Here is a 26,962-nt window from a genome sequence, read left to right on the forward strand (position 1 = left end):
AGGGATAACAAAAACCATGGGGGGAAAATCCTTGTTAAAGAGACTTCTACTTACAGCAGCTGCCCTGACAGTCGGCACCACCGCCGGATTTGCCAATGACCTATCTGGCATGAGTTGGGATCAAATTGTTTCTCAGGCCAAAGAAGAAGGCAAAGTGACCTGGTATGTCTGGCATCTGAAAGACGACCTTCGCCGTGCTATTCAATCCTTTGAGGAGGAATACGGGATTGATGTTGTTATTCCGGAGGGAACCGATACCGGAAACAACGAGAAACTTTTAGCTGAACGTAATCGTGAAACCGGAGACATTGATGTCTTTGCTGCATCATCCGACGCGTTTCAGACACTTGATGCATCAGCCCTGTTTTCTCCGTTGACGATGCTGCCCGAAGATGATGGCCGGGTGTCCGAGTTCGGCGGTCTTGATGGTGGTGACTATATACGGGCTTATTGGGGCAATCAGACAGGCATTGCCTATGATCCTGCACAGGTAGATGAAACCGCTCTGCCTCAAACACCGGAAGAGATTGCACAATACTGGGATGCGTATCCAAACAAATTCGGCTTCAACTATCAGAACGGTGGCTCTGGACCATCCTTCTATCAAAATGTGCTGCGCGTTATCTCAGGTAAGGACTTCTCGAATGGAGAAGTCACAGATGAAAAAGTTTCCGCATTGCAATCTGGCTTCGACTTTTTCAATGAGCATGCAGAAAACTACCTGATAACAACATCCAATTCTGACAGCATTACCAGGATTAGTGATGGCGAGCTTGCGATGGCGCCTGCTTGGGAAGATCATCTTTCAGGCCTCCAAAAACGTGGACAGGTTCGTAAAGACATCAAGTTCTACATCCCGGAAATGGGCATGAACGGCGGTGGCAATGGTGTCGCAATTCCGCGAAATGCAGAAAACCCGGCAGCAGCTGCGGTATTTATCAATTGGCTGACGTCTCCAGAAACACAAACTGCGTTTAACCGTGACTTCGGTACTGCACCAATGAACGAAGCCGCAGACGATAGTTTTGCACTCGTACCTGCAGCGCAACGTAAGTTCCGCGCAGAGTGGGCGGCCCAGCCATTCCAGAACAAAGTCGCTGATTTGTTCATCGACAACGTCATCTTCGAACGCTGAGCATTTCGTCTCTAAAGCTCATGGCAGATCGATACTTACCTATCGGTCTGCCATGTATCCCGATTTCAAATAAAAGCGCCCCCTGATCCGGGCTAACGATTAACGTCAATGCAACCTCCACTTTGCTGGGCGGTCGATCTCACATGGGCACGGGTGTGCGCCAGATAGCGTGACGTTGAACGAAATACAGCCGACAAGAGCCAGTCTCCAATCAAGCTATCATTGGACCAATCCCATGAATTATCACAATAAGAACGCGTCGCCCGAACTGCCGGAAAGCCATCTTGCGGGTTTTGGGAAACCGCATAGAAGATTTAATGCACTCACCGGTGAATGGGTATTGGTCTCTCCACAGCGAGGGCAACGCCCTTGGAAAGGGGCAGTCGAGCAGCCCCCGCAATCAGAAGTTCCGAAACACGACGAAGGCTGCTACCTGTGTGCGGGAAATACCCGCATCAATGGTGTCACTAACCCCGACTATTGCGGCCCTTATGTTTTTCCCAACGATTTTCCAGCACTTCTCCCCGATGGTGATTTAGAGAGTTTTCCGAGTGACGAGCTGCTGAGAGCAGAGGCAGTGAACGGAGAGGCCCGCGTTATCTGTTACTCCGAGCGGCATGACCTTTCGATGCCGCGCCTCTCTAAGTCCAGTATCAGACAAGTGGTTGATTGCTGGAAGACACAATATGACGAGCTGTCAAAAAAATACGAATGGGTGGCGATTTTTGAAAACAAAGGCGCTGCTATGGGGTGTTCAAATCCACACCCTCATGGACAAATCTGGGCATCCGATTCCGTTCCGACGACCGTTTCTCTCGAAGATAAGCATCAAAAAGAATACTTGGTGAAGACTGGTCGGAACTTGCTGGACGATTACGCTCAGCGAGAACTGAAATCAGGCGAACGCGTGGTATTTTCTACCGAGCATTGGTTATGTGTTGTACCATTTTGGGCGACTTGGCCTTTCGAAACATTGCTGTTGCCATTAACTCATACAGCCCGGCTGTCTGACCTGTCGCCAGAACAATCTGAGGATCTTGCTGGTGCTTTGCAACGCCTGACAGTGCAATACGACAATCTGTTCGAAACTGAATTCCCCTACTCAATGGGATGGCATGGGGCACCCTGTCATCAAGAAGACACTTCTCACTGGCGTTTGCATGCACATTTTTATCCGCCACTTTTGCGGTCAGCGACAGTGAAAAAGTTCATGGTGGGATATGAGCTATTGGCCGATGCGCAACGAGATATAACGCCAGAGATCGCTGCCGAACGATTGCGGGACCAAAGCAAAGTGCACTATCTTGAAAAGGCAGTAAAACAAAAATGAGTTCAACAAAAAATATACTTGTTGTCGGTGGTGCGGGATACATTGGTTCGCATACCACCCTCGCTCTCAAAGAAGCGGGCTACACGGTTGTTGTATACGATAACCTCTCGACCGGTCACAGAGATGCCTGCTTTGGTGATGTTTTCGTAGAAGGCGAACTGAAGGACCGGGCAAAGCTCGCCGAGGTTATGGAAAAACATGAGATCGAGGGAGTGGTGCATTTTGCGGCACTCATCGAAGCAGGTGTATCCGTTGTTGATCCCCTGTCATTTTATCAAAACAATGTTGCCTCCACCCTTGCTCTTCTTGAAGCGATGCAAGATGCCAATGTTAAGAGGATCGTGTTTTCTTCTACGGCAGCCGTCTACGGTGACCAGACCACTAGCTCCCCGTTGTCTGAAACTCTGAGTAAAGCTCCAATCAATCCTTACGGGCACAGCAAGGCCATGGTAGAAACCATATTGGAGTCAGCTGCCACCGCTTATGGATTGCAGGCCTTTGCACTGAGATATTTTAATGCAGCGGGCGCTGATCCAGAATGTCGGACAGGCGAACGGCACGATCCGGAAACACACCTCATTCCATTGATTATCCAGACAGCGCAGGGTGTCAGGGAGCACATTTCGGTTTTTGGAAAAGACTATGAAACACCCGATGGGACCTGTATCCGAGACTATATTCATGTCTACGATCTGGCAGAAGGGCACGTTGCTGCTTTAAACTTCCTTCAAGGGCAGAATACTGGCTGCTTTCATGCTGCTAATTTGGGGACTGGCCAAGGATATAGCGTCCTGCAGGTCATCAATGCGGTTGCGGAAATATCGAAAAAGCCTGTGAAAATTATAGAGGCTGAACGTCGTCCGGGAGATCCGGCGGTTCTCGTCGCAGATCCAAGTGTTGCAAATCAACTGCTGAACTGGCGCCCAATGCGGAGCGATCTCAAATCAATAGTTGAGGACGCGTGGAGATTTGCAAATGCTTAAGTCGCTCGCGCGCTCGCCGTCACGCGAAAGGTCGATTGTTATTGACAATTTGACGGGAGCGAATTCGTCGGACGAGCTCCCGCCGTCAATATCTCGGCCGGGAGGAGGAGGAAAGTTCACAAGTTCTGGGGAACCGCTCAATTTTCCAGGAAACACCTTCATTTATTCTGTTAATCCGAGGACGTATTTTTACGAGGCGCTTTGTAAAATGCAGCGCGGCTTGAAGGAACTGCCGCAAGCTTCTCATTTTACCTTTTTGCCTGAGCCAAGTTTTCATATGACGCAGTTTTGTGGGGTCAGCGGTTCTCCGCTTGGCTCGGACGGTTGGCCAAAAGAATTTGAAAGAGGAACAGGTCTGCGGGAGATAACAGAGTGTTATCTTAGACGCTTCAAGATGTTGCAGTTACCTCAGAGGGTTTCGGTGAAACCTGTTGGACCAGATTCCCCAAACCGGATCCGCATGGAACCAGCCAGCGAAAAAGATGCGCGTGCATTACAGCAGATCCGCGACAGCCTTCAAGATTTGACGGGTATTTATAGAGCGGACATCTCGAGCTATCGATTCCACGTTACGCTGTCCTATCAGACCAAGTGGCTTGAGACTGCTGCGGCGGAGGCCTATTGGGATGCAGCAACGGATTTGTATGATACCTATCTTGACTCGGTCCGGCAGGTAGATTTCGGACCTCTGGAGTTTTGCGAGTTTGACACTATGCACCATTTTCCTGCGTTAGCCCTGATTGATGATAGCTAGAGCGATCTGCCTTCGTCTTTCTGGTTGACTGACGTAACCATTTGACGGTGAGCGCCGACCTGCATTCATAATCCTGCGGACCAAAATACCCGCAGGATTGAGGAGAACAGCCTCCCAATGGGGGCTTACTCACCTCCTGTTTCCCCCCGTTGCTCTCTTATTTTTCTTCAACCAGTTCCGGGTAGCCGAACAGGGCAGGGGCGCCGCCTGTGTGCAGGTAGACGATGTTCTGATCTTCGGTGAATGCTCCATCGCGGATCATTCCAATCAATCCGGCCATGCTTTTACCTGTGTAAGTGGGGTCTAGCAGAATGGCGTCTTCGAAAGCGGCAAGCTCGATGGCCTCTTCCGTCGCATCGTTTAGTTGCCCGTAGCCCGGCTCTAACACCCAATCTTCACAGTTCACCAAGTCTTCGGTGACGAGAGATTCATCAAGACCCAGAAGCTGCAGCACTTTGCGGGTCTTAGTAAGAACGCGTTCTGTTTGGGCGACCTTGTCGCGGCGCACACAAAAACCGTAGACGGGAATATCAGCGCCCAAGCTAGTTAGTCCGGCAAGGATGCCTGCATGAGTATTTGCGGAGCCGGTTGGAACCACAATGCCATCGATCTTAAGACCCGTTGCCGTAGATTGCGAAATGAGTTCTTCCATGCATTCCACGTAGCCTAATGAACCCCACGGCGTTTTACCCACGGCACCTAGTGGGATCACATAGGGTTTGTAGCCTTCTTCTTTCAGCTCTTCGGCGCGGTCATACATGGCTTTATCAGCGCCGTGCTCGTCTTCGCCGACAGGGTAGTAATGCAGTTTAGCGCCCATCAGCTTGTCGAGAAAAGCATTGCCGCTGGTGTTATACTCAGGCTTCCGGCCTTCAACACGGCGCTCCAGTTGCGCTTCAACATACCAGCCCAGCTTGCGGGCGGCGGCGATGGTCTGACGGACGTGGTTAGACTGCACCGCACCAGTTGTCAAAACCGCATTGCAGCCATCCGTTTCAGCTTTTCCGAAGTAATATTCCAGCTGACGAACCTTATTGCCCCCCATGGCAAGGCCCGTTGTGTCATCCCGCTTGATCCAGATGTTTGGACCATTCAGGCGTTTGCTCAGGTTCGGCATGCTTTCTAATGGAGTTGGCAAGTGACCAAGCTGTACCTTATTAAATTTCTTGGACAGCATTTCTTCGTATCCTCCGCAAATTCCCAAATAATTACAAGTTGATAACCATGTTCAGGCCGCTAAAGAGCAGAACGACCAACACAATGTTTTTGAAAAGGGTAGGGTTGATAAAGCGAGCAATATAGTCGCCGAACAAAGTACCTATAAGCGCAATGGGGATGAGAATAGCTGATGTGGTCATCGTCGTTGTATCGATGCCGATGAACGATGCTTGCAAGATAAGCGCTACGCCATAGGAGAAAGTCGAACATGTAATTACGGTTGCACGAATGGCGTTTTTGTCCAGTTCGCATTGCGCCAGATAGGCGATGACGGGAGGCCCGGGCATGGCAAGCGCGCTGGCCATTATGCCAGATACGGCTCCGACGCCCGCAAAATGCCTGCCGCGCATTGGCAGAAAGTTCGGCGTTCCTCCGCGCCGGGTTTTCAGAATCTCGAAAAGATTTTGGGCGCTGACGACAAGGATAAGAAGGGCGACAGAAAGCTTCAGTGCGTAGAGGTCAAAATTGCTGAAAATCAGAACGCCGATTGGGTAACCCACCATGCAACCAAGCATAATTTTCTTCACCAGATGGTCTGGCGCATGTGATCTAATCTTGAGCCAATGAAAAACCGACATGGCAAAGGTCACGATGATAACGATCTGAACCGCGCTGGTTGATTGCAACAAAATGACAAAGATTGTGACGCCAACCAACCCGAAGCCGAAACCGGTTGCTGCTTGCAGGGTCGCAGCAAAAAATGTCGTCAAAATCAGGAAAGTCCATTCCATAAGGGGGTCCTTGAGGTCGCCTTGCAGCATCGGGAGAGACAGTGAGGGGATCAAGTCTAACCCGCAAATGAGAAGTTGAGCAGTTCGTGTCGTCTACCCTCACGAACTAATCTGGCGTGAACAACGCTGCCTTACACGCTGACTGCAATATAACGACGGGGAGGCAAGCGCCTCTCATCACATTTCAACGCTGTAGTGCATGTCCTTTGTTACAAATATGCTGGTGCGTAACTCAACGACGCGTTCCAGAATATCAAATGCCTTTCTGCGACAAACCAAAGCAGGTATGCCGGTCGCCATCTCCATGATTTCAGCAGGTTTCTTTGCCAAAGGCTCAGCGGTTATGTCATCTTTTGCGCTGATCACCACAATCGAATAAGCTTGTTGAAACAATACGTAAAGTGTGTTCGGCAACGGTCCTCGGCTATCGAGTCCCGGGAACAGGTCAGCGGATACAACGCAGTTTTCAAAACTGAGCGGCTGATTCTTGAATGATCGAAACCGATTGATATCAAAAACGTATTTGGGCTTCCCGTACAAAGTATTTTGCTCTTTGTCTGTTGCCCGACGTTTAAGAACTGTTTGATTGACCAAGTTTGGGGTGACGGGATTTCCGTTTTCGTCCCGCAACCGGAAAAACTTAAATAACGAGTTTTCAGGTGTCTGTAGTGTGACGAAAGATCCACGCCCTTGGCGGCGCTGAACAATGTTTTTCTTTTCCAGTTCGATAAGGGCTTTGCGCGCAGTGCCCTGGCTTACATTAAATTCCTGACCGAGCTTGAATTCATTTGGCAATTGCAAACCCGGCGGATACTCGCCGCTTACGATCCGCTGAACAACTGCATCGAAAACAGTTAGGTACAATTTGTCACTCAAGACATTTTCCTTTTGCCAAAGGTCGGTGTATCCATATTGACTCTTATATAAGAATAACTATACAAGATAGTCAATTACGTAATTGCTGCATGATCAGGAATCAATAAAAATAATAATCATATCAATATCTTAGAATAATATATTCGGGGGAGATACATATGAGGTTCAGACATATTTTTATCGCAGCCACGGTTTTGCTATCTGGCAATGCTGTTGCTCAAGATTTTCCATCAGGTTCTGTCAACTACGTCATTCCATTCAATCCAGGTGGTGAATCAGACATCACCGCGCGATTACAACAGCCCTATTTCGAAAAGCTCTATAACCAGCAACTTGTTGTTGCCTATCAACCGGGCGGTGGCGGTGCTGTCAGTTGGTCACGTCTCAATAGTCTGAAAGAAGACGGATCCACGATGATGGGCATTAACTTGCCCCATATTGTTGTGAAACCTGAACAGGGCGATGTTGGGTTTAAGACTGACGACATTACTGCAGTTTACTGGTTCCACTACACGCCAGATGCAGTCGTTGTTAAAGCAGACAGCCCATATCAAACGCTTCAAGATCTGATTGATGACGCACAGAGTAACCCCAAAAAAGTAATCTTCTCCGGATCAGGCAAGGGAACGGCGAACCATCTTGCTCAAGTCAACTTTGACAAGCAGACAGGAGTAAACACCACCTACGTTTCATTTAAGGGAACGAGTGCGGCAGTCACCGCTTTGCTTGGCAATATGGTTACGGCCCAATGGGGATATACCACGGTTGGAAAAGCACAGGGCGATTCAGTCCGGCTCTTAGCTGTTGCTATGGACAATCGCCATCCTGCATTCCCGGATGTTCCAACATTCAAAGAACTTGGAATTGATATGGTGTCTGGAGCCTATCGCGGCGTTGCTGTTCCAAAAGGCGCGTCCGAGGAAACTCGCCAGCAAATGTCCGACGCCATTGCTGCAATCAACAATGATAAGATGTTCCAACAGCAGATGATTGATGCAGGTTTTGCCATGATTGACGTTTCCTACGGTCAATCAATGGATTCCTTCATGGCTGAGAAATCGAGTGAATACATAAGTGCCGCGCGGTCTGCAGGTATTATCGATTAGCTTTTAGAACGGCGTGCATGAGTTGGTGCACGCCGTTTTCTTCTCCAATCTGCGGAATAGACGATGCTTGATTTCATCTTATCGGCGGCCTCCCCATTTAACATTGTTCTGGCGCTCCTGGGGGTGACTGCAGGAACGATTATTGGATCCATTCCAGGACTAACGGCAACTATGGCTGTTGCTGTTCTCGTTCCGCTTACCTTCACAATGCCGACAGATTCCGCATTGATCCTTATGGGGGCGATTTATACAGGAGCGATTTACGGCGGCGCTTATGCGGCGATCTTGCTCAACACACCAGGCACTCCATCAGCCATTGCAACAACATTCGACGGCTTCCCGATGGCCAAATCAGGCAAGGGTGATCTTGCTGTCTCTGTTGCTTGCCTGTCTTCCGTATTTGGTGGATTGATCGGGGCTTTGGCGTTGCTGTTTCTGGCGCCGCCCCTTGCAAAAGCAGCACTTGCATTTGGATCTACTGAATATTTCTGGCTTGCAGTTTTCGGATTGTCTTTGATTGCGGGCCTTTCAGATGGCGACTTTATAAAAGGCCTGATCGGCGCGTGTTTCGGGATCCTTCTGGCCATGATTGGGGTTTCAGAGGTAAGTGCAGAGGTCCGCTACACTTTCGGGTCCACAACGCTCATTGGCGGCGTAGAAATCGTTTCTGCATTGATCGGACTTTACTGCATCCCGGTTTTGATTGACTTGGTTGCAACACCAGATCGACATCTGAATGTTAAACAGAACACAGCAGATTTCCGTTTAAAAGAAGCGTTTTCAATATTCCGCTTCAACAAACTAAACGCCGTGCGCAGTTCCATTATCGGAACTTTTGTTGGCGCCCTTCCTGGTGCTGGCGGATCGATTGCTGGCTTAATTGCCTATTCAGAAGCTCAGCGCACAAACAAAGCTGCTCCCAAATTTGGAACGGGTAATCCAGGCGGTATCGTTGCAACGGAGTCTGCGAACAACGCGACCGTTGGAGGTGGGTTCATACCCACTCTGGTTCTGGGTATTCCGGGCACTCCGCCAGATGCTGTCATTCTAGGTGCACTACTTGTTCAGGGCGTGCGAACCGGTCCTACGTTATTTACCGATAGTGCGAGTGTGGTTTACACTTTCATTTTCGGCTTGCTTCTTGCAACACTATTGATGTTGCCGACCGGTTTGTTGATTGGCCGCTACGCTTATAAAGCGATTGTCAAAGCACCAAAAGCTGCCTTGGTTCCACTGGTTGCCTTTATGACGGTGATTGGCAGTTTCGCAATCAGAAACAATATCTCTGATTCAATCATTATGATTGTCTTAGGGGTGATTGGATGGATCGCGTCAAAACGTGGGTTCTCTGCCTCACCGATTGTTTTGGGTCTTATCTTAGGCCGCATTGCAGAAGAGGGTTTTGTTCAAAGCTGGACGATTGGTGATGCCATGGGCAACTTGTCCGGACAGTTCTTTGGCCGGCCAATTTCTATGGTGATCATTGGCCTAACATTGGTCAGCGTTCTTTACCCGTTCATGCCGTATTTAAAAACATTGCTACTGCCGCGTGTTTTTCCTGCCGTTCTTCCGACAAGTGAAAGTAAGGCGGACGGATTCAAGGTTGGATTTGATCTATTTGGCATTGCGATAATGGGTGCTGTTGGCCTGATATTCTATGTCCAATCAAACGACCTGAATGTAGATGCAGCTGTCTTTCCACGCACCATTGCGACTGCAATGCTGGTGTTGGTTGCTCTGGCTTTCTTAAAAACTCTGACGACCAAACAAGTAGTCGATACGCCGATTAAAGGCTCGTTGGTGCGTATGCTAAGCGTTCCGGTCGTGATGCTTATTGCTGCATTTCTCATTCCAACCATAGGCTTTATTGGGGCAACAACAATGATGGGCTTAGTGCTCATTATCCCTGCGCAGCATGACCAATATTCCACCAAACACAAGCTGGTTCTGATTGGCTCAGTCGCCTTTGTAATCGTCGCGTGCTGCCTTTTATTCACGCAACTTTTGGGGGTCGCGCTCCCCTAATTACTTAACCTCAAAGCAGATGAAAGGGTCTGTAATGGATCATCCGCATTTATTGGTTCACGACAAAGAGGACAACGTTGGTGTTGTTGTTGTCGAGGATTTGAAAGCCAACACAGAAATGCTCTGTGTCGTCACCGCTGACAATTCAGATTTCAGGCTGGTCGTGAAGTCTGACATTCCGATTGGCCACAAGGTTGCTCTGAGTGATTTGTCAGAAGGCCAGACGGTGACGAAGTACGGTGAGGACATTGGCCGAATAGTTGCGCCTGTTGCCGTTGGCGAACACGTTCACACCCATAATTGCAAAACTAAACGGTGGTAAGATGTCTCAGTATAAAAACCAAACAGTAAAAGCTTGGCGCCGCGAAAATGGTCGCGTCGGCGTCCGCAATCACGTGCTAATTTTGCCAGTCGATGACATTTCAAACGCAGCTTGTGAAGCTGTTGCCAACAATGTCAAAGGGACTATGGCAATTCCTCATGCCTATGGCCGTTTGCAGTTTGGGGAAGATCTGGATCTTCATTTCCGCACCATCATTGGCACGGGCGCAAATCCAAACGTTGCAGCGGTTGTTGTGATTGGGATTGAACCGGAATGGACCAAAGTGATCGTTGATGGAATTGCCAAGACCGGCAAACCTGTGGAGGGTTTTTCCATTGAGCAGAACGGCGATTTTGAAACGATCAAGCAAGCCTCCAAAAAAGCAAAAGAATTTGTTCATTGGGCAACGGAACTGCAGAAGGAAGATTGCCCCCTATCCGATCTTTGGATTTCTACCAAGTGCGGAGAGAGCGACACAACAACAGGTCTTTCATCTTGCCCGACTGTTGGCAATATGTATGACAAGTTGTTGCCAGATGGCATTTACGGCTGTTTTGGAGAAACCTCTGAGATCACTGGGGCAGAACATATCTGTGAGAAGCGTGCCGCAACTCCGGAAGCTGGCGCAAAGTTCATGAAAATCTGGGAAGCGTACTCCCGCGATGTGATCTTTGCGCACCAGACCGATGACTTATCTGACAGCCAACCGACCAAGGGGAATATTCTTGGTGGTCTGACCACTATCGAAGAAAAAGCCCTGGGCAATCTTGAGAAGATTGGCAAAACGTCACGATACATCGATGCTGTCGGACCGGCAGTCGCTCCGGAAAAAGGTCCGGGTCTGTATTATATGGATACCTCCTCAGCGGCGGCTGAATGCGTGGTTTTGATGGCCGCAGCAGGTTACGTCATTCATACATTCCCAACTGGACAGGGAAATGTGGTCGGCAATCCGATTGTACCGGTCATCAAAATTTCAGGTAACCCGCGCACGCTGCGTACAATGTCTGAGCACATTGATGTGGATGTAACTGGTGTCTTGACGAGAACGCAGACCATTGACCAGGCCGGTGATGCTTTGATTGATTCAATCATTCGCACTGCAAATGGTCGGTATACCTCTGCAGAAGCACTTGGGCACCGCGAATTTTCGATGACGAAGCTGTACAGGTCCGCCTAAAATGAAACGTATAGTCATAACTGAGTTTATGGCTGAAACCGCTCTCGATGATTTCGAGAGCGGTTATTCTATCCTCTATGACCCAGCCCTCGCAAACGATCGCCCAAGGTTATTGCAGGCCGTTCATGATACCGATGCGCTTATTGTGAGAAATAAAACGGTTGTTGATCAAGAGCTCCTCAATGCAGCCCCCAAGTTGAAAGTAGTTGGCCGGCTTGGTGTTGGTCTTGATAATTTTGATCTGATTGCCTGTCAGAAGCGCAAGGTTCAAGTCAAAGCCGCAACAGGGGCAAATGCTCACGCGGTCGCAGAATACGTGATTGGCGCGGTTTTAACTCTGCAGCGCAATGTGGTGTTTGCCAAGCACCTAATGCTTTCCGGCAACTGGCCTCGTGAGAGCCTGTCGATGGGCAACGAAATCCAAAAGACGACCATGGGATTTATTGGCTTTGGTAACATTGCAAAAACAGTTGCGGAAAAGGCTCGTGCACTTGGAATGAAAACTATCGCATATGACCCGTATTTGGCGCCAAATGATGAAGGCTGGCAAACAACGAGGCGATGCAAGCTGAATGAGGTTTTCAGGGAGGCAGATGCCCTAAGCTTGCACGTTCCACTGACCGATGAAACACGGCATATGGTGAATGAGGAAAAGCTTGATTTAATGAAGACCAATGCGGTCTTGATCAATACCGCACGTGGTGGTGTGGTTGATGAAGGCGCTTTGGTTAGAAAGTTGAAAGACCTTAGCTTGACGGGCGCGGCCTTAGATGTTTTCGAAAACGAGCCTTTAACTTACGGCAACGCATCCATCTTTGATGATTGCCCCAACTTGATTTTAACACCGCATATTGCAGGCGTGACGGTACAATCCAATTTGCGTGTCAGCAAAATGACCGTTAAACAAGTCAAACAAGCACTCGAATTTTAAGTCATAAAGCTGGACTGCCTAAGAAGGTCGTAGGGCCTCCATTTCAGTTTTTCTCTGCGGCTTCTCGAGCGCTTGCCGTCCAAGAGCGTCACTGGCAATGCCAAGTTGAATAGCATGCGTTCTGTGCATAGATAAACTAGTAACTCATCGACTTGTTTCCTGAGGGAAGGATGCTGCCGCGCAATACCTCCTGGCAAGCTGCACGCTTGTCTTCGTCATTCAGCCATCGCTCACGTTCTTACGGCGCGTTTTTTGCGCAATAATCGCTCCTCGATGCTGAATTACCTTTGCTGCGATGGAATGCGCGGCTGTGGCTGCCTCAGAGGGGGAGCGGCCGAGTAAGCGTGCGCCTACATAGCCTGCGGCGAAGGAATCTCCTGCTCCTGTGGTGTCGATAGGGGTGATGTTGTCTTGAGCGGAGACATGGGTTTCATTCTTGTCCGTTAAGATCAGACAGTCTGCGCCGCCGTCTTTGACGACGACCTCTTTTGCGCCCCAAGATGCCCATTCGGCTGCGATGGTGCCGGAGGATGCAGAGTCCCACAGGGCTATGTGATCCTCTTTGGAGATCAGTGCGATATCAGCTAATTGAGCAAGCTGTTTGTTGGTTTTCCGGCAAGCGTCGGTATCTGGCCATAGGTTGGCGCGGTAGTTTGGATCGTATGCGATGAAACAGTTTTGCTTGACAGTATGCAGCGCCTCAATCAGGTTTTGCCGCTGCGTTTCGTCAAGAATTGCAAGTGAAATGCCGGAGAGATAAAGGCAATCGTAGTTGCGCAAGAGCTTTGCGATGTCGGTGGATGTCCAGCCGTCAAACATGTATCTGGAAGCTGAGGCAGAGCGCCAATAATGGAAGAAGCGCTCGCCGGAACTGTCATTTTCGATCAAATAGAGCCCTGGAGAACGGTCCGCAATAATCTGGATAGCATCTGTGCGAATGTTCTCTTCTTCAAATGCAGCCATCATCTTGTGACTGTACGCATCCTGTCCCAGACCGGTGATGTAAGAGACGGTCAATTCATCGCTGAAGTGTCGCGCTAGATAAACCGCAGAGTTGAAGGTATCTCCAGCAAAGGCTTGCTTGAACAAACCACCCCCGGCCGGCGCGATTTCCAGCATGCATTCCCCAATGCAGGCGATTGATTTTTTTTCTGAAGGGGCCATCTGGGAGACCTTTTTATTATTTTGCGGCATGGCGCGTAAGATTGGGGCTCTGGTGCAAAGCTTTGTTTGGGCTTAAGAACCTAGAAAACCGCTTCAATACATCACTCAGTTACTTTTACATCAGGCCCTCAGGACTGCCATTGCGGAGTAATCTAATTTGCTCAATGACATGCTTTCCAGCGCCATCAACATGCTTTGAAATGACTTCAACGGCTTGATCAATATCCTGTTCTCTAACCGCCTTAATAATGAGCCGATGCTCTTCAAGTATCTCTTTTTGCCGCTTCAGAGAGGTTGAGTTGGGGAATTGCTGGCTGATAGCTGAGAGAATATCCCTGTGACGACGCCACAGCTCAAGAGCGTGTTGATTGTAGTGTTTTTTGTACATCACAAGATGGAAATCCATATCCAGCTTGTTGTGCGCAAGGCTATCTTGAAAGTTCAGGTCTTCTATCTGGCCGCAAATTGCCTCCAGCTCTGCCAGGTCCTCGCTTGTTGCCATTTCGACAAACCAGCTGGTCAGCTTCGGTTCAAGCAGCATTTCAATTTCGACGATGTCTCGTACGAAATTTTCGTCCATCGGACGCACACGTGCACCCCGATTGGGGGTCATGACGACAAAACCTTCACCACATAATTGCTGAAGTGCCTCGCGTACCGGATTGGTCGAGGAGCCAAACCTCTTGGCGATCTCCGTCACCTTCAAGCGGTCGTGCGGCTTCACACGGCCCAAAATTATTTCGTCCCGGAGCCTGGAATATACCGTGGTCTTTGAAGGTGGTTTTGATTCTTGTCCCTGTATGATCATGGGTAAGGCTCTTGTTTGTCTCTCTTTGAAAATGTGTTGCTCATGCCGATGCCAGAGGTCGTCCTTGTTTGCTCGGCGCGTTGTGCGCCGTATCTAAGTGGCTCCGCTCCGCGTATGCAGTGGCAGAGATAATGTGCTGCAACTGCTAGTAATAAGCCTGATCGGGCCTATGCCAGTCAAGTGATGCGTGTGTCTATCAACGGCGCCTTCAGGCTGTTGGCTGACTTGTTTGCAAGCCCCAGACACAACTGGCATGGGTAAAGTGATCTGCTCTTCCCAGTGAATGATCTGGTCTGCGCGCACTCCCGCCCCCCGGCCAGTTCGCTAATGGCTCTCTCCTGTTCTCGGTATCACGCCAGTCCCAGGAGCGTAATCCGCTCATATACCTGCATAATTTCCCCTTTCCAGCGCCGCGCTGAAATATCTGTGTGGATAATACTCAATTATATACATAGTTCCAGAAAAATAATGTACGATTTGCTCGTTATAGTACACAGAAAACGCATATTGATCTCGTTGGCTGATGATCTGGGTGGGCATCAAAGCAAATTCTGCGCTGAGTTTTGGGAAGTACAAAGGCCAGAAAATCTACCGCAAATCACGGAGTCGATGCGAGGGAACTTGTCCGGGAGGCAATGTAAAAAAGTGGGAACTTATACATTTAAGAAGGCTGCATTTGGGGGCTCATTGCTGGGCGCATTGCTGGCCACATCAGCCATTGCATTTGCAGCTGATTACTCGCAGGCACCAATTTTAGAGTCAAAAGTACAATCCGGGGACCTGCCACCAGTCGCAGAACGGCTGCCTGCAAATCCTTATGTTGAGGCCAGCATTGACGGTATTGGGGATTATGGCGGCACCCTTCGTACAACCATTCTTGCCAATGGTGATCAATATAATCTCACGCGAACCGTAGCGAATGAAACGCTCGTTCGCTGGGATACGTCCTGGACTAAAATTGAGCCTTCAATCGCGGAAGAGGTGACCGTATCTGACGATGCTACAACCTTCACCTTTAAACTGCGCGAAGGGCTGAAGTGGAGCGACGGTGCGCCATTCACTGTAGATGACATCATGTTCTGGTACGAAGATGTCTTCATGAATGAGGCGCTCACACCAAGCCCCAATTCCGTATTTGTGGCAGGCGGAGAGCCGGTCAAGGTACGTCGCATTGATGACGTAACAGTCGAGTTTAAATTTACCGTGCCCTACGGACTGTTCATGCAGCAGCTTGCCTATGGGCAAGGGCACCAACCTATCGTTTACCCGCGACATTATCTGGAACAGTTCCACGAGAGGTACAATTCGGAAGGAATTCCGGCAATCTTGGAGCAAAGCTCGACGGCTAGTGATTGGGTTTCTCTGTTCCATTCAAAAGTGTCTCCGAGCTTCATGCCAACATTCTGGCAGAACACTGAGCTTCCGACTCTGAACCCTTGGGTTCTGACTGTTCCTTATGCAGACGGAAACCGCGTTGCCGCGACCCGTAACCCGTATTACTGGAAGGTTGATGAGGCCGGTAATCAGCTTCCGTACATTGATAAGGTTACATGGGCGAAGATTGATGATCCTCAGCTGATGGTGCTGAAGATGACTGCTGGCGAGTTTGACTTTGCCTTCCGTCATATCAACAACGCCACATTCCGCTCGGTTCTCTATGATGGCACAGAAACCGGCAACTATCGGTTTGTCGATGTTGAAGACATCCCGGCAAACGATGCGGTCTTGCTGCTGAACCTCAATATTGATGATCCGGTCAAAAACGAAATCTTCAATAACAAAGACTTCCGCATCGGTCTGAGCCATGCGCTTAATCGCCAGGAGATCATCGATCTGATCTACGTCGGTCAGGGAACGCCGTCGCAAGTTGCAGTCAGTGAGCGACATGAGCTGTACAACGAGAAGGCATCCAAGCAATTTACTGAGTATGATCCGGAACTGGCGAACCAGTATCTGGATAAGGTGCTGGGAAAGAAAGATGCTGAGGGCTACCGGTTAGATAAAAACGGCGAACGCTTTACCGTAAACTTCATGGTGGCTGACGTCTTCGGGCTGTCTTATCCAGACGTCATGCAGATGGTGCAGCAATATGCGAAAGACGTTGGTCTTGATATTCAGATCAGGACAACCGACCGCTCTCGCTTGACCACAATGTGGAATGCCAACGAGCAGGATGCTTACATCTGGAACTGTGTAGGCGGCTTGTCAGAGGTTTACACCGATGTTCGCTGCTATATGCCTTATCAGCGCGCCGATGTGTTTTATGCTCCTGAGTGGGCAGACTGGTACGCAGATCATGATAACGGCCAACAGCCACCAGAGAACATTCAGCAGCTCATGGCAGCTTATGATGAAGTGACCACCGCTAGCTCCGATGCAAGCCGCAAAGCGAAGATGGAAGATTTCCTCGAGCTTTCTGCTGATAACTTCCTAACAATCGGCATCGTGCAGCCAAGTCTGAAGTACATGATGGTTTCCAACGATCTCAAGAATATCGTTGAACCAATAGCGATCAACGGAACCCTCTGGCATCCGGCTCCGACGCTCAGCTCATGGTACTTTGAAGGCGGCAAGTAATAACTGCGGGTTCAGGCGAAAGCTGCTGTCTTTCGCCTGAACCCACTTCTGAATTTCTCTCGGGCAAGCAAATATGTTTAACTTTGTAATACGGCGTCTGATCTACGCGGTTCCGACGATATTCGCCGTCTCCATAATTTCCTTCTGGATTATCCAGCTTCCTCCAGGAGATTTTATGACAACCTTGATGGCTGATTGGGCCAGTCAAGGTGGGGCGGTAGAGCAGGGGACCGTGGCAGCTCTGCGAGAGCGATATGGTCTCGATCAACCGATCTACATCCAATACTACAAATGGATCGCCGGTATCGTCACGGCCGGAGACTTCGGCTTGTCATTTGAGTATGGACGACCCGTCGCTGAGCTCATCTGGGGTCGACTGGGCTACTCATTCCTTTTAGCCGTACTGACGCTGTGTTTTGCCTGGGCGGTCGCCATTCCGATTGGCATCCTCTCAGCAGTTCGCCAGTATTCCATTGGTGACTATGTCACGACCTTTCTGGCTTTCGTTTTCCTGGCACTGCCGAACTTCGTTTTGGCGCTGGCAGTCATGTACGTTGTGTCAACTTACTTCGGAAAAAGCGTAGGCGGGTTGTTTTCACCTGAATATGCCGACGCTCCGTGGAGCTTTGGCCGCCTATGGGACCTGATTACACATATTTGGCTGCCAGTTGTTGTTATCGGTACCGGATCTCTTGCCGCGTTGCTGCGCATCATGCGCGCAAACCTGCTGGATGAACTGCGCAAGCCCTACGTTACAACTGCAAGGGCGAAAGGGCTTTCAGAGCTGAAGCTGTTGATACGGTACCCGGTTCGAATTGCATTGAACCCGCTTATATCCGCCATCGGCTGGATTTTGCCCGCAGCGGTTTCAGCTGAAATCCTTGTCTCCGTTGTCATGAGCTTACCGACGACAGGTCCTTTGCTTCTGCGCGCCTTGCTGTCTCAGGACATGTATCTGGCTGGGTCGCTCATCCTCTTGGTTTCTGTTCTCACCATTATCGGCACCCTCATATCAGACATCCTTCTCGCCCTCGCAGATCCTCGGATTAGGCTTCAATGACCACGCATTCAAACATCGATACAGCAGTTGAAACTGTTACACGCGGCGAAGATCTAACGACAGCCGGTCAGTGGCAGCTGTTTTGGTTGCGCTTTAAGAAACACCGTTTGGCGGTCATAAGTCTGGTTGTGATCATCAGCCTGTACGTTGTTGCAGCGCTGGCGGAATTTATCGCACCTTTTGACCCCAACAGCACAAACGCGCGCTTTACATATGCTTCCCCGCAAGGCTTCCATCTCTTTCATGATGGATCGTTTGCCCCCAATGTGAGCCGGTTGAGCATGACGCTCAACAAAGAGTCGCTGCGGCGGGAATTTACGGCAGATCCAGATAATCCGGTGTTCCTGGGATTTTTCGTGCCCGCCAAGCCCTATATGCTTCTCGGCGTAATTCCAATGGAAACCAAGCTTTTCGGGATTAAAGACCCAAAAATCGGCGACAGTCTTTACCTGTTTGGCGCGGATCGCCTGGGCCGGGATATTCTTTCCCGTGTGCTTTATGGCGCACAAATTTCCCTGTCGATTGGCCTTGTCGGGGTCGTGGTTAGCCTCGTCCTTGGAGTTGCCATTGGCGGCATATCCGGTTTCTTCGGCGGCTGGGTAGATGTGTTGATCCAGCGTTTCATTGAGTTGCTTCGTTCGATCCCAACAATCCCGCTTTGGATGGGATTGGCGACCGCCATACCTGTGAGCTGGCCTCCCTTACAAACATATTTTTGTATCACGCTCATCGTATCGCTTTTGGGCTGGACCAGCCTTGCAAGGGAAGTGCGCGGCAAGTTCCTTTCGCTTCGAAACGAGGATTACGTGATCGCGGCTCGGCTTGATGGCATGAGTGAGATCGGCATCATATTCCACCACCTGGTACCGTCTTTCATCAGTCACATCATCGCAACTCTAACACTTGCAATTCCAACGATGATCCTGTCGGAAACGGCGTTGTCCTTCCTCGGCATCGGGCTTCAGCCACCGATCATTTCATGGGGAACGCTACTTCAAGAAGCTCAGAATATTCGCGCTGTTGCTCAGGCCCCTTGGCTTTTGTTTACGCCGGCAGCTGCGATTGTTATCGCCGTATTGTCCTTGAACTTCCTCGGTGATGGCCTTCGCGATGCAGCAGATCCATACGGAGCGACCACATGAGTGCCTCGGCAGAAACCATCTTAAAAGTTGAAAACCTGAAAACGTACTTCCCGACACGCAAAGGCATGTTCAGGGCGGTTGATGATGTTTCATTTGAGGTGAAACGTGGCAAAACCCTTTGCATTGTCGGCGAGTCAGGGTCAGGCAAATCTGTAACTGCGCGCTCTGTCCTGCAAATTGTAGATGCGCCGGGACGGATTGAAGGTGGATCAATCCAACTGACACGTCCCGATGGTTCGATCACAGACCTGGCACAGCTGAACCCGCGAGGGCAGGAGATCAGGGCTGTTCGCGGCAATGAAATTGCAATGATCTTTCAGGAGCCCATGAGCTCTCTCTCGCCTGTACACCGGGTTGGTGATCAGATTGCGGAGGTGCTTAAGCTCCATTTCAAGCTATCTCGTAAAGAGCGCCGGCAACGGGTCATTGAACTGCTTCAGCAGGTAGAGATTCCAGATCCGGAGAAAGCGATCGACCGATACACCTTTGAGTTTTCGGGCGGGATGCGCCAGCGGGTGATGATCGCCATGGCTTTGGCGTGTAATCCGGCACTCTTGATTGCGGACGAACCCACTACAGCGCTGGATGTGACAACTCAGGCGGAGATCCTCGACCTCATTCGTAAGCTGCAGCAACAAAATGGCATGGCGGTCATGTTCATTACCCATGACATGGGCGTGGTTGCAGAGATCGCTGATGAAGTGCTGGTCATGTTTCGCGGCAAGGTAAAAGAAACTGGATCAGTCGAAAAAATCTTTCATGACCCTGAGGATGAATACACAAAGAACCTGATCAGCTCGGTCGTGAAGCTTGAGAAAAAAGCTGAAGTTCGCGCCGAGCAGTTAGATGCCTCAACAGAATATAAGCCACTGTTAGAGGTCTCTGACCTGTCAATGGTTTTTGATAACGGTCACCACGCTGTAAACAATGTGTCCTTGACGGTCCACTCCGGCGAAACCCTGGGCATCGTGGGGGAATCGGGGTCAGGAAAAACAACCATCGGCCGGTGCTTGCTGAGGATTTATGATCCATCTTCAGGCCGGATCGACTTTAAACGCTCCGATGGCAGCGTCTGCGAAGTTGCCGGTGCCAATAAGGCTGACCTTAAAGCTGTGCGCCGCGAAATCCGTATGATTTTTCAGGACCCTGTTGGGTCCCTCAATCCCCGTAAAACTGTTGGCCAGATTATCGCCGAGCCGCTCAATCTTATGGGTGTCAAAGGCAGAGAGCTTGAAGAGCAGGTCTGCGCGCTCATGGAGCAGGTTGGATTACCTCCAAGCTGGCGAGAGCGTTACCCGCATGCTTTTTCCGGCGGCCAGCGCCAGCGTATCGGTATTGCCAGAGCGATATCCGTGAAGCCCCGTCTCATCATTGCAGATGAAGCGACGTCGGCGTTGGACGTTTCTCTTCGCTCGCAAATGCTGGATCTGATGATGCAGCTGCAAGATGAGCTTGGACTTTCCTACCTGTTCATCTCTCACGATATGTCCGTAATCCGATACATGTGCGATCGAGTGGCGGTGATGCATCGCGGAAAAATTGTAGAAACTGGTGAAACGCATCAGGTGATCAACAATCCGCAACACGCTTATACCCAAGCCCTCTTATCAGCCATACCAAACCCCGACCCATTAGACAGGCGCCTTCACAATCGCTTTCGTTTTGCACCTGAAGTTACTGCCTAATCCTTGGACGCCAATATGAAAATCACAGACGTAAAAATAATCGTATGCTCCCCTGGCCGGAACTTCGTCACCGTTAAAATCTTTACAGATGAAGGGCTCACCGGGATTGGCGACGCCACTCTGAATGGCCGTGAAAAGGCGGTTGTTGCCTACCTTGAGGACCATCTCGTTCCGCTCTTGATTGGCAAAGATCCAAGTCGGATCGAAGATATCTGGCAGTACCTGTATAAAGGTGCCTATTGGCGCCGCGGACCGGTAACAATGGCCGCAATCGCAGGAATTGATACCGCCCTTTGGGATATCAAGGCCAAAGCTGCAAACATGCCGCTCTACCAGCTCTTTGGCGGCGCCAGCCGTGACAAGCTGCTTTGCTATGTACATGCGCAGGGCAGCGAAATTTCTGAAGCAGTTGAGGCCGTTGGGAAGCGTATGGACGAAGGCTACAAAGCCATCCGTGCGCAGGTCGGAATCCCTGGCTTGCCTGCCGTATATGGGACCGATAAATCATCGACCAACACCGCCGCTTTAAATGCGCTACCCAATGAAGAAGTGTGGTCAACCTCCAAGTACCTACGCCATGTTCCGAACCTGTTTTCCGCTCTGCGTGAGACCCATGGATGGGATGTGGAATTACTGCATGATACCCACCACCGCTTGACGCCAATTGAAGCCGCGCGCTTAGGCAAAGACCTTGAACCATATAGACTATTCTGGCTTGAGGACACGGTCGCAGCTGAGCACCAAGAAGGCTTTCGTTTGATCAGAAAACACACGGTGACTCCACTGGCCGTTGGCGAAGTGTTCAATACGGTGTGGGATGCGCGCTTGCTGATTGAAGAACAGCTCATTGATTATATTCGGATGACAACTGTTCATGCTGGCGGCGTAACTTCACTGCGCCGTATCATGGACCTTGCCGGGATTTATAACGTGCGCACGGGCTGTCATGGCGCGATGGATATGTCTCCTGCTTGCTTTGCCACCAACATGCAACTCGGCCTATGGGCACCAAACTTCGGCATTCAGGAATATACCGAGTACACACCGGAAACACTCGAAGTCTTTTCACATAATTGGAGCATTTCCGATGGCTACCTCCACCCTGGCGAAGCAATCGGCCACGGCGTGGATATAGATGAAGAGCTCGCAAAAAAATACCCGTATGAGCCAGCATACTTGCCCGTAAACCGGCTCGAAGATGGCACCTTGTGGCATTGGTAATGGGACATGCGGCTGTGAGAAGCGTACACGGAGCATAAGACAGGCTGCTGCGTAACTCGCAGTAAGTTTGTCCAACTCCGTGAACTTAGGCGTGAAACTTGCCGAATATCGGTCCCGTGTGAACGCCCTTGGAAACTCGCAGGTCTTCGGTGCAACTGGCCTACGAAAATTGTCTGCGCTTCAGTTACGCTGCCTAGGTAGTGTAACTGAAGCGGTAGGAGGTTGTTGAAGACAACCCGGAACCACACACCTGCATTACCACCTTACATGCATTGCATACCCGCTGATGAAAACCAGAGAAAAAGCTTGGCAGTAGGCGCTGAACAAACTCGTCCAACCGTTTTTGTGAGTGATAAGTTCCATAATGAACCTTCTGCGAAATTGTTTAACTGACAGCGACTGAACAGAGGTTTTCGCGCCGCGGGCACTGCGGCTATGTTCGCGCACTAGAAGCAAGTGGCCGACATCTTAAGCTGTGGTGTGAACAGCCCTCCAAAATCAACTACATAGAATTTTAACCAAGGTCATTTGCAATGGCCTTACCTCTGTTGTCTAGGATCACGGGAAAAAGGCAACGACATGACGAAGACAAGAATTACGCCAAGCGCCGGGCTCATATGGGTTTTCCTTGTCCTGGGGCTGGTCACCGCTTTCATGGCTATTTTTGCTGCCATGTTGATGACAGAGGTTGGGCAATTGCTGGATTGGCCGCGCCAATGGCTGATCACCTACTATGAGCACCGCTGGGTCTACATCGGCATCAACCTCATTTTGCTCGCGGTCATGTGGGTCTTGAATGCACGTTACGCACTCATGCATAGGTACCTCATGGGGCTTGCGACTGTCGGTGTATTCCTTTGCATTTTTGCAGCCAATTTCCTCTTGCCGACCATGTTCCCATCGTCTCAGACCACTGCTGAATATGTGAGTATTGAGGAAGCGGATAAATTCATGAAGCCGGACGACGTCATTTACGCCGTGGAAATCAACGGTGATGTTCGAGGGTTCCCGAGGCATCATCTTGAGATCCCGCATATCGCCGGTGATACCATTGGTGGTGAAGATGTCACGATGACGTTCTGCGCGCTCTCGAATTTGCCGGTTGTCATCGACCAGTCCAGCAACGGCGAAAAGATGGATCTGGCCATCCTTATTCAGGTGCACAACAACCTTCTGATGAAAGACAGCAACTCAGGTGAGTTGATCCAGCAAATCACCGGAGAGAAGGAATTTTCCGGAGGCAAAGTCACCGAATATCCGAATGACATGATGAGCTGGGAAACGTTCAAGACGGTCTATCCCGAGGCAACTGTTTTCGAATACCAGTTTAACCGCCCCGTGGACACATTCCTGCAGAACTTGTTTGAAGGGCCGCTGGAGCAACATTTTGACGAAGCGGAGCCACCTATTTTTCCGACAGTGGACTTGAAGGACACGCGCTTGCCGCACAAAGAACAGGTGTGGGGATTGAACGTGAACGACAGGCAGTTTGCGATCACCAAAGAGTTCGTAGAGCAGAATCCATTCTTTGCGTTCGAGCTCGATGGGCAACCGTTTCTGCTTTACTACGACGAAGACTTGGACGTGGTGACGTTGTTTGACCGCCGGATTGATGGTGAGACTGTAGACGTAACCGAAGTGGACTTCTTCGGGAATACACCAGCAGGGCAGCTTAGCAAGGTCCCCATGCAAAATGGCGTGTTCTGGATGGTCTGGTCCCATTGGTTCCCCAATACCGGGATCCTTGGTTAGGGTCTCTGGATTGTAAGACGTGTGAGCTGTCCGCAAATAGTCAGCTTCCCTATCAAAAATAACGCCAAAACCAAAAAGAGCCTGCTGTGGTGCAGCAGGCTCTTTGCTGTTTCGCGGTGTTTGGCGTTAGCTCACTGCAATGCCCGGGAAGATGATCAGCATGGCGACGGCCACCATCTGGATCATGATGAACGGGAGCAGCGCCCGGAAGATCTCACCCAGACTTATGTCCGGCGGTGCCACGCTCTTCAGGTAGAAGGCTGCGGGGCCAAACGGAGGTGACAGGAAGCTTACCTGCATGTTCATGGCAAACAGCACTCCAAACCAGATTGGGTTGTAGCCGAGTTGGATCACGATCGGCACAAAGATCGGCATGGTGAGCAGTGCGATACCAACCCAGTCCAGGAACATGCCCAGCACGAACAAGATGAGCATCATGAACAGGATCACAACGGTTGGGTCATCCGAGATGCCGGTTATCAGCGCCTGAACGAAGCGAATGCCGCCCATCAAGTTGAAAACGCCGACCAGTGCTGAAGCGCCAACACCGATCCAGACGATCATACCAACGGTCGATAGGGTTTGCTTTGCAGCTCCCATGATGAGTTTGACGGTGAACTCGCGGCGAATGATAGTTGAGAGTGTTACACCCAGCACGCCGATCGCCGAGGCTTCAGTTACGCTCGCAATACCGCCGTAGATCGAGCCAAGCACGAACACCACGACGAGGATCGGCAGGAACAGGCCTTTCAGCAGTCGAAGCTTCTCTGCAACTGGAATCTCACCCACTTCCGGAATCGGCGCCACATCCGGGTTGCTATAAGCGCGGATCAGGATATAGGCCGCATACATGCAGGCCAGCATCAGACCCGGGAAGAAGGCTGCCGTGAACAGGTCACCGATCGAAACGCTAGCGGTTAGGCCATAGATGATCAGAACGATGGAGGGCGGGATCATCGTGCCCAGTGCGCCGCCTGCACAGCAAACGCCGATGGCGAGTTTGCGGTCGTAACCAAGGCGCAGCATCTGGGGCAGTGCGATCACGCCGAGCAACACCACCTCCCCGCCGATAATGCCGGACATCGCGGCAAGCACCACTGCGACGAGCAGTGTTTGAATGGCGATGCCCCCGCGCAAGCGGCCGCCAACAAGGCGCATGGCGTCAAACAGGTCTTTGGCTATTCCCGATCGATCGAGGATCGCGGCCATGAGAACGAACATGGGAACCGAGACAAAGACAAAAGAGTTTACAAAGCTGAAGATGCGGCTGACGATTAGCGGAACCGCGCCGGGGCCAAACCAGCCCAGAGCGAAGATGAGAGCAACAAGCAGTGTGACGAAGGCTAGAGGCATGCCCGTCAGCAGCAGCAGAAGCAATGAGCCGAACATCAGAACCGTGGCCAGCTCGATGCCCAGAGCTTTAAAATCCGGGATCAGGACGAGTAAATCGGTCATTTTTTCTTAGCGTAGTTGACGGCCAGAATTGCAAATTGCAGGCACATGAGAATAAGGATGCCAAGCAGGAACAGTTTCAGCAGACCTGGTGTTGGCGGGTTCCATGCCGAGCCGGAGGTCTCCAGTCGGAAATCACCAGCGGGTGTCCAGATGGCGCGCTCCACAACCAGCCAGCCTGCCCAGGAGAACAAGGCACTGGCAATCGCGCAGGCAATGGAAATGGCGACATCGAAGACACGCCGAAGGCCGGGAGAAAGGGCGTCGTAAATCAAAACCACACGGATGTGCTTGTTGGTTGAAGCGCAGTAAAGACCACCGAACAGGAACGTAATGGCCGTCAGGAAAATAACGGTTTCGTGTGCCCAGACAGTTGGTGAGTTGAATAGATATCGCATTGCGACTTCAACAATCAGGATTGCCGCAGACAATACAATTGCACATGAAAAGAGTGTGCCTAAGCTTACTATCATGCGCCCGAGCAGGCCTGCTTCAGGTATGGCCTTTTGGCCTGTGTCCCTTTGTTCTTCTTGATCTGACATTAACCTTGCCTCCCCCGCTAGGTACCGGACCGTCGGGGAATTTGACGGTCCGGTATTTTTTACGCGACTTAAATCAGCTTACTCGGCAAGAAGGCCTTGCTCTTTGAGGTAAGCGGACAGAACCGCGTAAACGCGTTTTGCGTTTTCAGACTGCACAGCAACCTTTTCCCACTGGGTGCGCGCGATCGCACGGAACTTGGCACGCTCCTCTGCAGACCAGTTGTGAACGGTGATGTTTGCATCAGCGCTCGCTTCTGCCACGGCAATGGCATCACGCATGGAAAGCTGAGCACTTACGTCACGTGCGTAATCGCGTACAGACATTTCCATAATTGCCTGAAGGTCCGCTGGCATGCTGTCCCATGTCGCTTTGTTCATGGAAACTTCTACCAGTGGCATGGAATGGAAGCCCGGGTAGACAGGATGTCCTGCAACGCTGTGCATGCCCTGCTGGTGGTTGGTGGAGAAAACGGTGTAGTCAGCAGCGTCGATCACACCTTTGTCCAGCGCGGTGAACACTTCCGAACCAGGAAGGTTCACTGGTGCTGCACCGGCGGCTGCAAATACGTTTTGCACCAGACCTTCCGGTGCGCGCATTTTCAGGCCCTTCAGGTCATCAACACCATCAAGGGGAACCTTGGAGATGAACGCTTCAAGACCTGGGGTTGTTGCGCCGATGAACTGGAGACCATATGGGTTCAGCAGTTCGTTCATCAGCTGCTTACCGCCGCCATACTCCATGAAATTGAGCATTTCGGAAGGAGAGCTGTAAGCGCCAACCGGGTTCGCGATCAGACCGAAGGCTGCGTCTTTACCGGTGAAGTAAGAGGTGTCGGTGACGTGACCGTCAATGATGCCCGCAGCAACGGCATCCTGTGTCTCGGTGTGCTGAACAATGGTGCCAACCGGTAGCATTTCAATGTTCACGCGATCACCAGTAATCACGCCAACGCGCTCTGCCCATGCCT

At 50.7% G+C, this 26,962-nt stretch carries 23 protein-coding genes; 15 read left to right on the forward strand and 8 right to left on the reverse strand.

Going from position 1 to position 26,962, the window contains the following annotated elements; genetic code table 11:
* Positions 1-31: 31 nt before the first annotated feature.
* From IE076_RS18255 to IE076_RS18270, 4 genes are all read left to right on the forward strand, one after another.
* Positions 32-1,135, forward strand: a complete 1,104-nt coding sequence (locus IE076_RS18255) for an extracellular solute-binding protein (RefSeq protein ID WP_209009233.1) — start codon at positions 32-34, stop codon at positions 1,133-1,135.
* Between the two features lie 235 nt (positions 1,136-1,370).
* Positions 1,371-2,465: a UDP-glucose--hexose-1-phosphate uridylyltransferase gene (locus IE076_RS18260; RefSeq protein WP_189438219.1), complete on the forward strand. Its 1,095-nt coding sequence runs from the start codon at positions 1,371-1,373 to the stop codon at positions 2,463-2,465.
* The gene (gene galE, locus IE076_RS18265) at positions 2,462-3,448 is read left to right on the forward strand and encodes a UDP-glucose 4-epimerase GalE (protein WP_189438220.1); all 987 of its coding nucleotides are present in this window, start codon (positions 2,462-2,464) and stop codon (positions 3,446-3,448) included. The genes IE076_RS18260 and galE overlap by 4 nt, the downstream gene beginning before the upstream one ends.
* Positions 3,441-4,202, forward strand: coding sequence for a DUF1868 domain-containing protein (locus IE076_RS18270; protein ID WP_189438221.1), 762 nt, complete (start codon positions 3,441-3,443; stop codon positions 4,200-4,202). The genes galE and IE076_RS18270 overlap by 8 nt, the downstream gene beginning before the upstream one ends.
* Positions 4,203-4,359: 157 nt before the next feature.
* On the opposite strand, the gene IE076_RS18275 is transcribed toward IE076_RS18270, so the two are convergent.
* The 3 genes from IE076_RS18275 to IE076_RS18285 all read right to left on the reverse strand — a co-directional run bounded on the left by IE076_RS18275 (position 4,360) and on the right by IE076_RS18285 (position 7,027).
* Positions 4,360-5,379, reverse strand: a complete 1,020-nt coding sequence (locus IE076_RS18275) for a D-cysteine desulfhydrase family protein (RefSeq protein ID WP_189438222.1) — start codon at positions 5,377-5,379, stop codon at positions 4,360-4,362.
* Positions 5,380-5,410: 31 nt separating this feature from the next.
* Positions 5,411-6,181: a sulfite exporter TauE/SafE family protein gene (locus IE076_RS18280; RefSeq protein ID WP_209009234.1), complete on the reverse strand. Its 771-nt coding sequence runs from the start codon at positions 6,179-6,181 to the stop codon at positions 5,411-5,413.
* Between the two features lie 147 nt (positions 6,182-6,328).
* A complete protein-coding gene (locus IE076_RS18285) occupies positions 6,329-7,027 on the reverse strand; it encodes a GntR family transcriptional regulator (RefSeq protein WP_189438223.1) in 699 nt (232 codons plus the stop codon).
* A 194-nt stretch (positions 7,028-7,221) separates the two neighbouring features.
* On the opposite strand from IE076_RS18285, the gene IE076_RS18290 reads away from it, so the two are divergent.
* The 5 genes from IE076_RS18290 (at position 7,222) to IE076_RS18310 (ending at position 12,591) form a co-directional block, all read left to right on the forward strand.
* Positions 7,222-8,133 (forward strand): tripartite tricarboxylate transporter substrate binding protein, encoded by a 912-nt coding sequence (locus tag IE076_RS18290; protein ID WP_308936440.1) that lies wholly within the window; start codon positions 7,222-7,224, stop codon positions 8,131-8,133.
* A 63-nt stretch (positions 8,134-8,196) separates the two neighbouring features.
* Entirely contained in the window at positions 8,197-10,158 is a 1,962-nt protein-coding gene (locus tag IE076_RS18295; protein ID WP_189438225.1) for a tripartite tricarboxylate transporter permease, read from the forward strand.
* A 34-nt stretch (positions 10,159-10,192) separates the two neighbouring features.
* The gene (locus IE076_RS18300) at positions 10,193-10,480 is read left to right on the forward strand and encodes a UxaA family hydrolase (RefSeq protein WP_189438226.1); all 288 of its coding nucleotides are present in this window, start codon (positions 10,193-10,195) and stop codon (positions 10,478-10,480) included.
* 1 nt (position 10,481) lies between these two features.
* Entirely contained in the window at positions 10,482-11,660 is a 1,179-nt protein-coding gene (locus IE076_RS18305) for a UxaA family hydrolase (RefSeq protein WP_189438227.1), read from the forward strand.
* Position 11,661: 1 nt separating this feature from the next.
* Positions 11,662-12,591: a hydroxyacid dehydrogenase gene (locus tag IE076_RS18310; protein WP_189438228.1), complete on the forward strand. Its 930-nt coding sequence runs from the start codon at positions 11,662-11,664 to the stop codon at positions 12,589-12,591.
* Positions 12,592-12,810: 219 nt separating this feature from the next.
* Here the strand turns inward: IE076_RS18310 and IE076_RS18315 are convergent, their stop codons facing one another.
* Together IE076_RS18315 and IE076_RS18320 are read right to left on the reverse strand one after the other, a co-directional pair.
* A complete protein-coding gene (locus IE076_RS18315; RefSeq protein ID WP_308936441.1) occupies positions 12,811-13,785 on the reverse strand; it encodes a sugar kinase in 975 nt (324 codons plus the stop codon).
* A gap of 85 nt (positions 13,786-13,870) precedes the next feature.
* Positions 13,871-14,563, reverse strand: a complete 693-nt coding sequence (locus tag IE076_RS18320) for a GntR family transcriptional regulator (RefSeq protein ID WP_189438230.1) — start codon at positions 14,561-14,563, stop codon at positions 13,871-13,873.
* A 645-nt stretch (positions 14,564-15,208) separates the two neighbouring features.
* Between IE076_RS18320 and IE076_RS18325 the strand changes: the two genes are divergently transcribed.
* From IE076_RS18325 to IE076_RS18350, 6 genes are all read left to right on the forward strand, one after another.
* Complete coding sequence (locus IE076_RS18325) at positions 15,209-17,140, forward strand: ABC transporter substrate-binding protein (RefSeq protein ID WP_244649722.1); 1,932 nt, start codon at positions 15,209-15,211, stop codon at positions 17,138-17,140.
* A 73-nt stretch (positions 17,141-17,213) separates the two neighbouring features.
* Positions 17,214-18,200: an ABC transporter permease gene (locus tag IE076_RS18330; RefSeq protein ID WP_189438232.1), complete on the forward strand. Its 987-nt coding sequence runs from the start codon at positions 17,214-17,216 to the stop codon at positions 18,198-18,200.
* Positions 18,197-19,342 (forward strand): ABC transporter permease, encoded by a 1,146-nt coding sequence (locus IE076_RS18335; protein ID WP_189438233.1) that lies wholly within the window; start codon positions 18,197-18,199, stop codon positions 19,340-19,342. Before IE076_RS18330 ends, IE076_RS18335 begins: the two co-directional genes overlap by 4 nt.
* Positions 19,339-21,027: an ABC transporter ATP-binding protein gene (locus IE076_RS18340; protein WP_189438234.1), complete on the forward strand. Its 1,689-nt coding sequence runs from the start codon at positions 19,339-19,341 to the stop codon at positions 21,025-21,027. The genes IE076_RS18335 and IE076_RS18340 overlap by 4 nt, the downstream gene beginning before the upstream one ends.
* Positions 21,028-21,042: 15 nt before the next feature.
* Positions 21,043-22,248: a D-mannonate dehydratase ManD gene (gene manD / locus IE076_RS18345; RefSeq protein ID WP_189438235.1), complete on the forward strand. Its 1,206-nt coding sequence runs from the start codon at positions 21,043-21,045 to the stop codon at positions 22,246-22,248.
* A gap of 579 nt (positions 22,249-22,827) precedes the next feature.
* Positions 22,828-24,000, forward strand: coding sequence for a DUF3179 domain-containing (seleno)protein (locus IE076_RS18350; protein WP_189438236.1), 1,173 nt, complete (start codon positions 22,828-22,830; stop codon positions 23,998-24,000).
* 126 nt (positions 24,001-24,126) lie between these two features.
* On the opposite strand, the gene IE076_RS18355 is transcribed toward IE076_RS18350, so the two are convergent.
* From IE076_RS18355 to IE076_RS18365, 3 genes are all read right to left on the reverse strand, one after another.
* The gene (locus IE076_RS18355; RefSeq protein ID WP_189438237.1) at positions 24,127-25,455 is read right to left on the reverse strand and encodes a TRAP transporter large permease; all 1,329 of its coding nucleotides are present in this window, start codon (positions 25,453-25,455) and stop codon (positions 24,127-24,129) included.
* A complete protein-coding gene (locus IE076_RS18360; RefSeq protein ID WP_189438238.1) occupies positions 25,452-25,994 on the reverse strand; it encodes a TRAP transporter small permease subunit in 543 nt (180 codons plus the stop codon). Before IE076_RS18360 ends, IE076_RS18355 begins: the two co-directional genes overlap by 4 nt.
* Positions 25,995-26,072: 78 nt before the next feature.
* On the reverse strand, positions 26,073-26,962 hold an 890-nt coding region (locus tag IE076_RS18365), incomplete at its 5' end, for a TRAP transporter substrate-binding protein (protein ID WP_189438239.1).

The organism is Pseudovibrio japonicus (genome assembly GCF_014651595.1).
Taxonomy (GTDB): domain Bacteria; phylum Pseudomonadota; class Alphaproteobacteria; order Rhizobiales; family Stappiaceae; genus Pseudovibrio; species Pseudovibrio japonicus.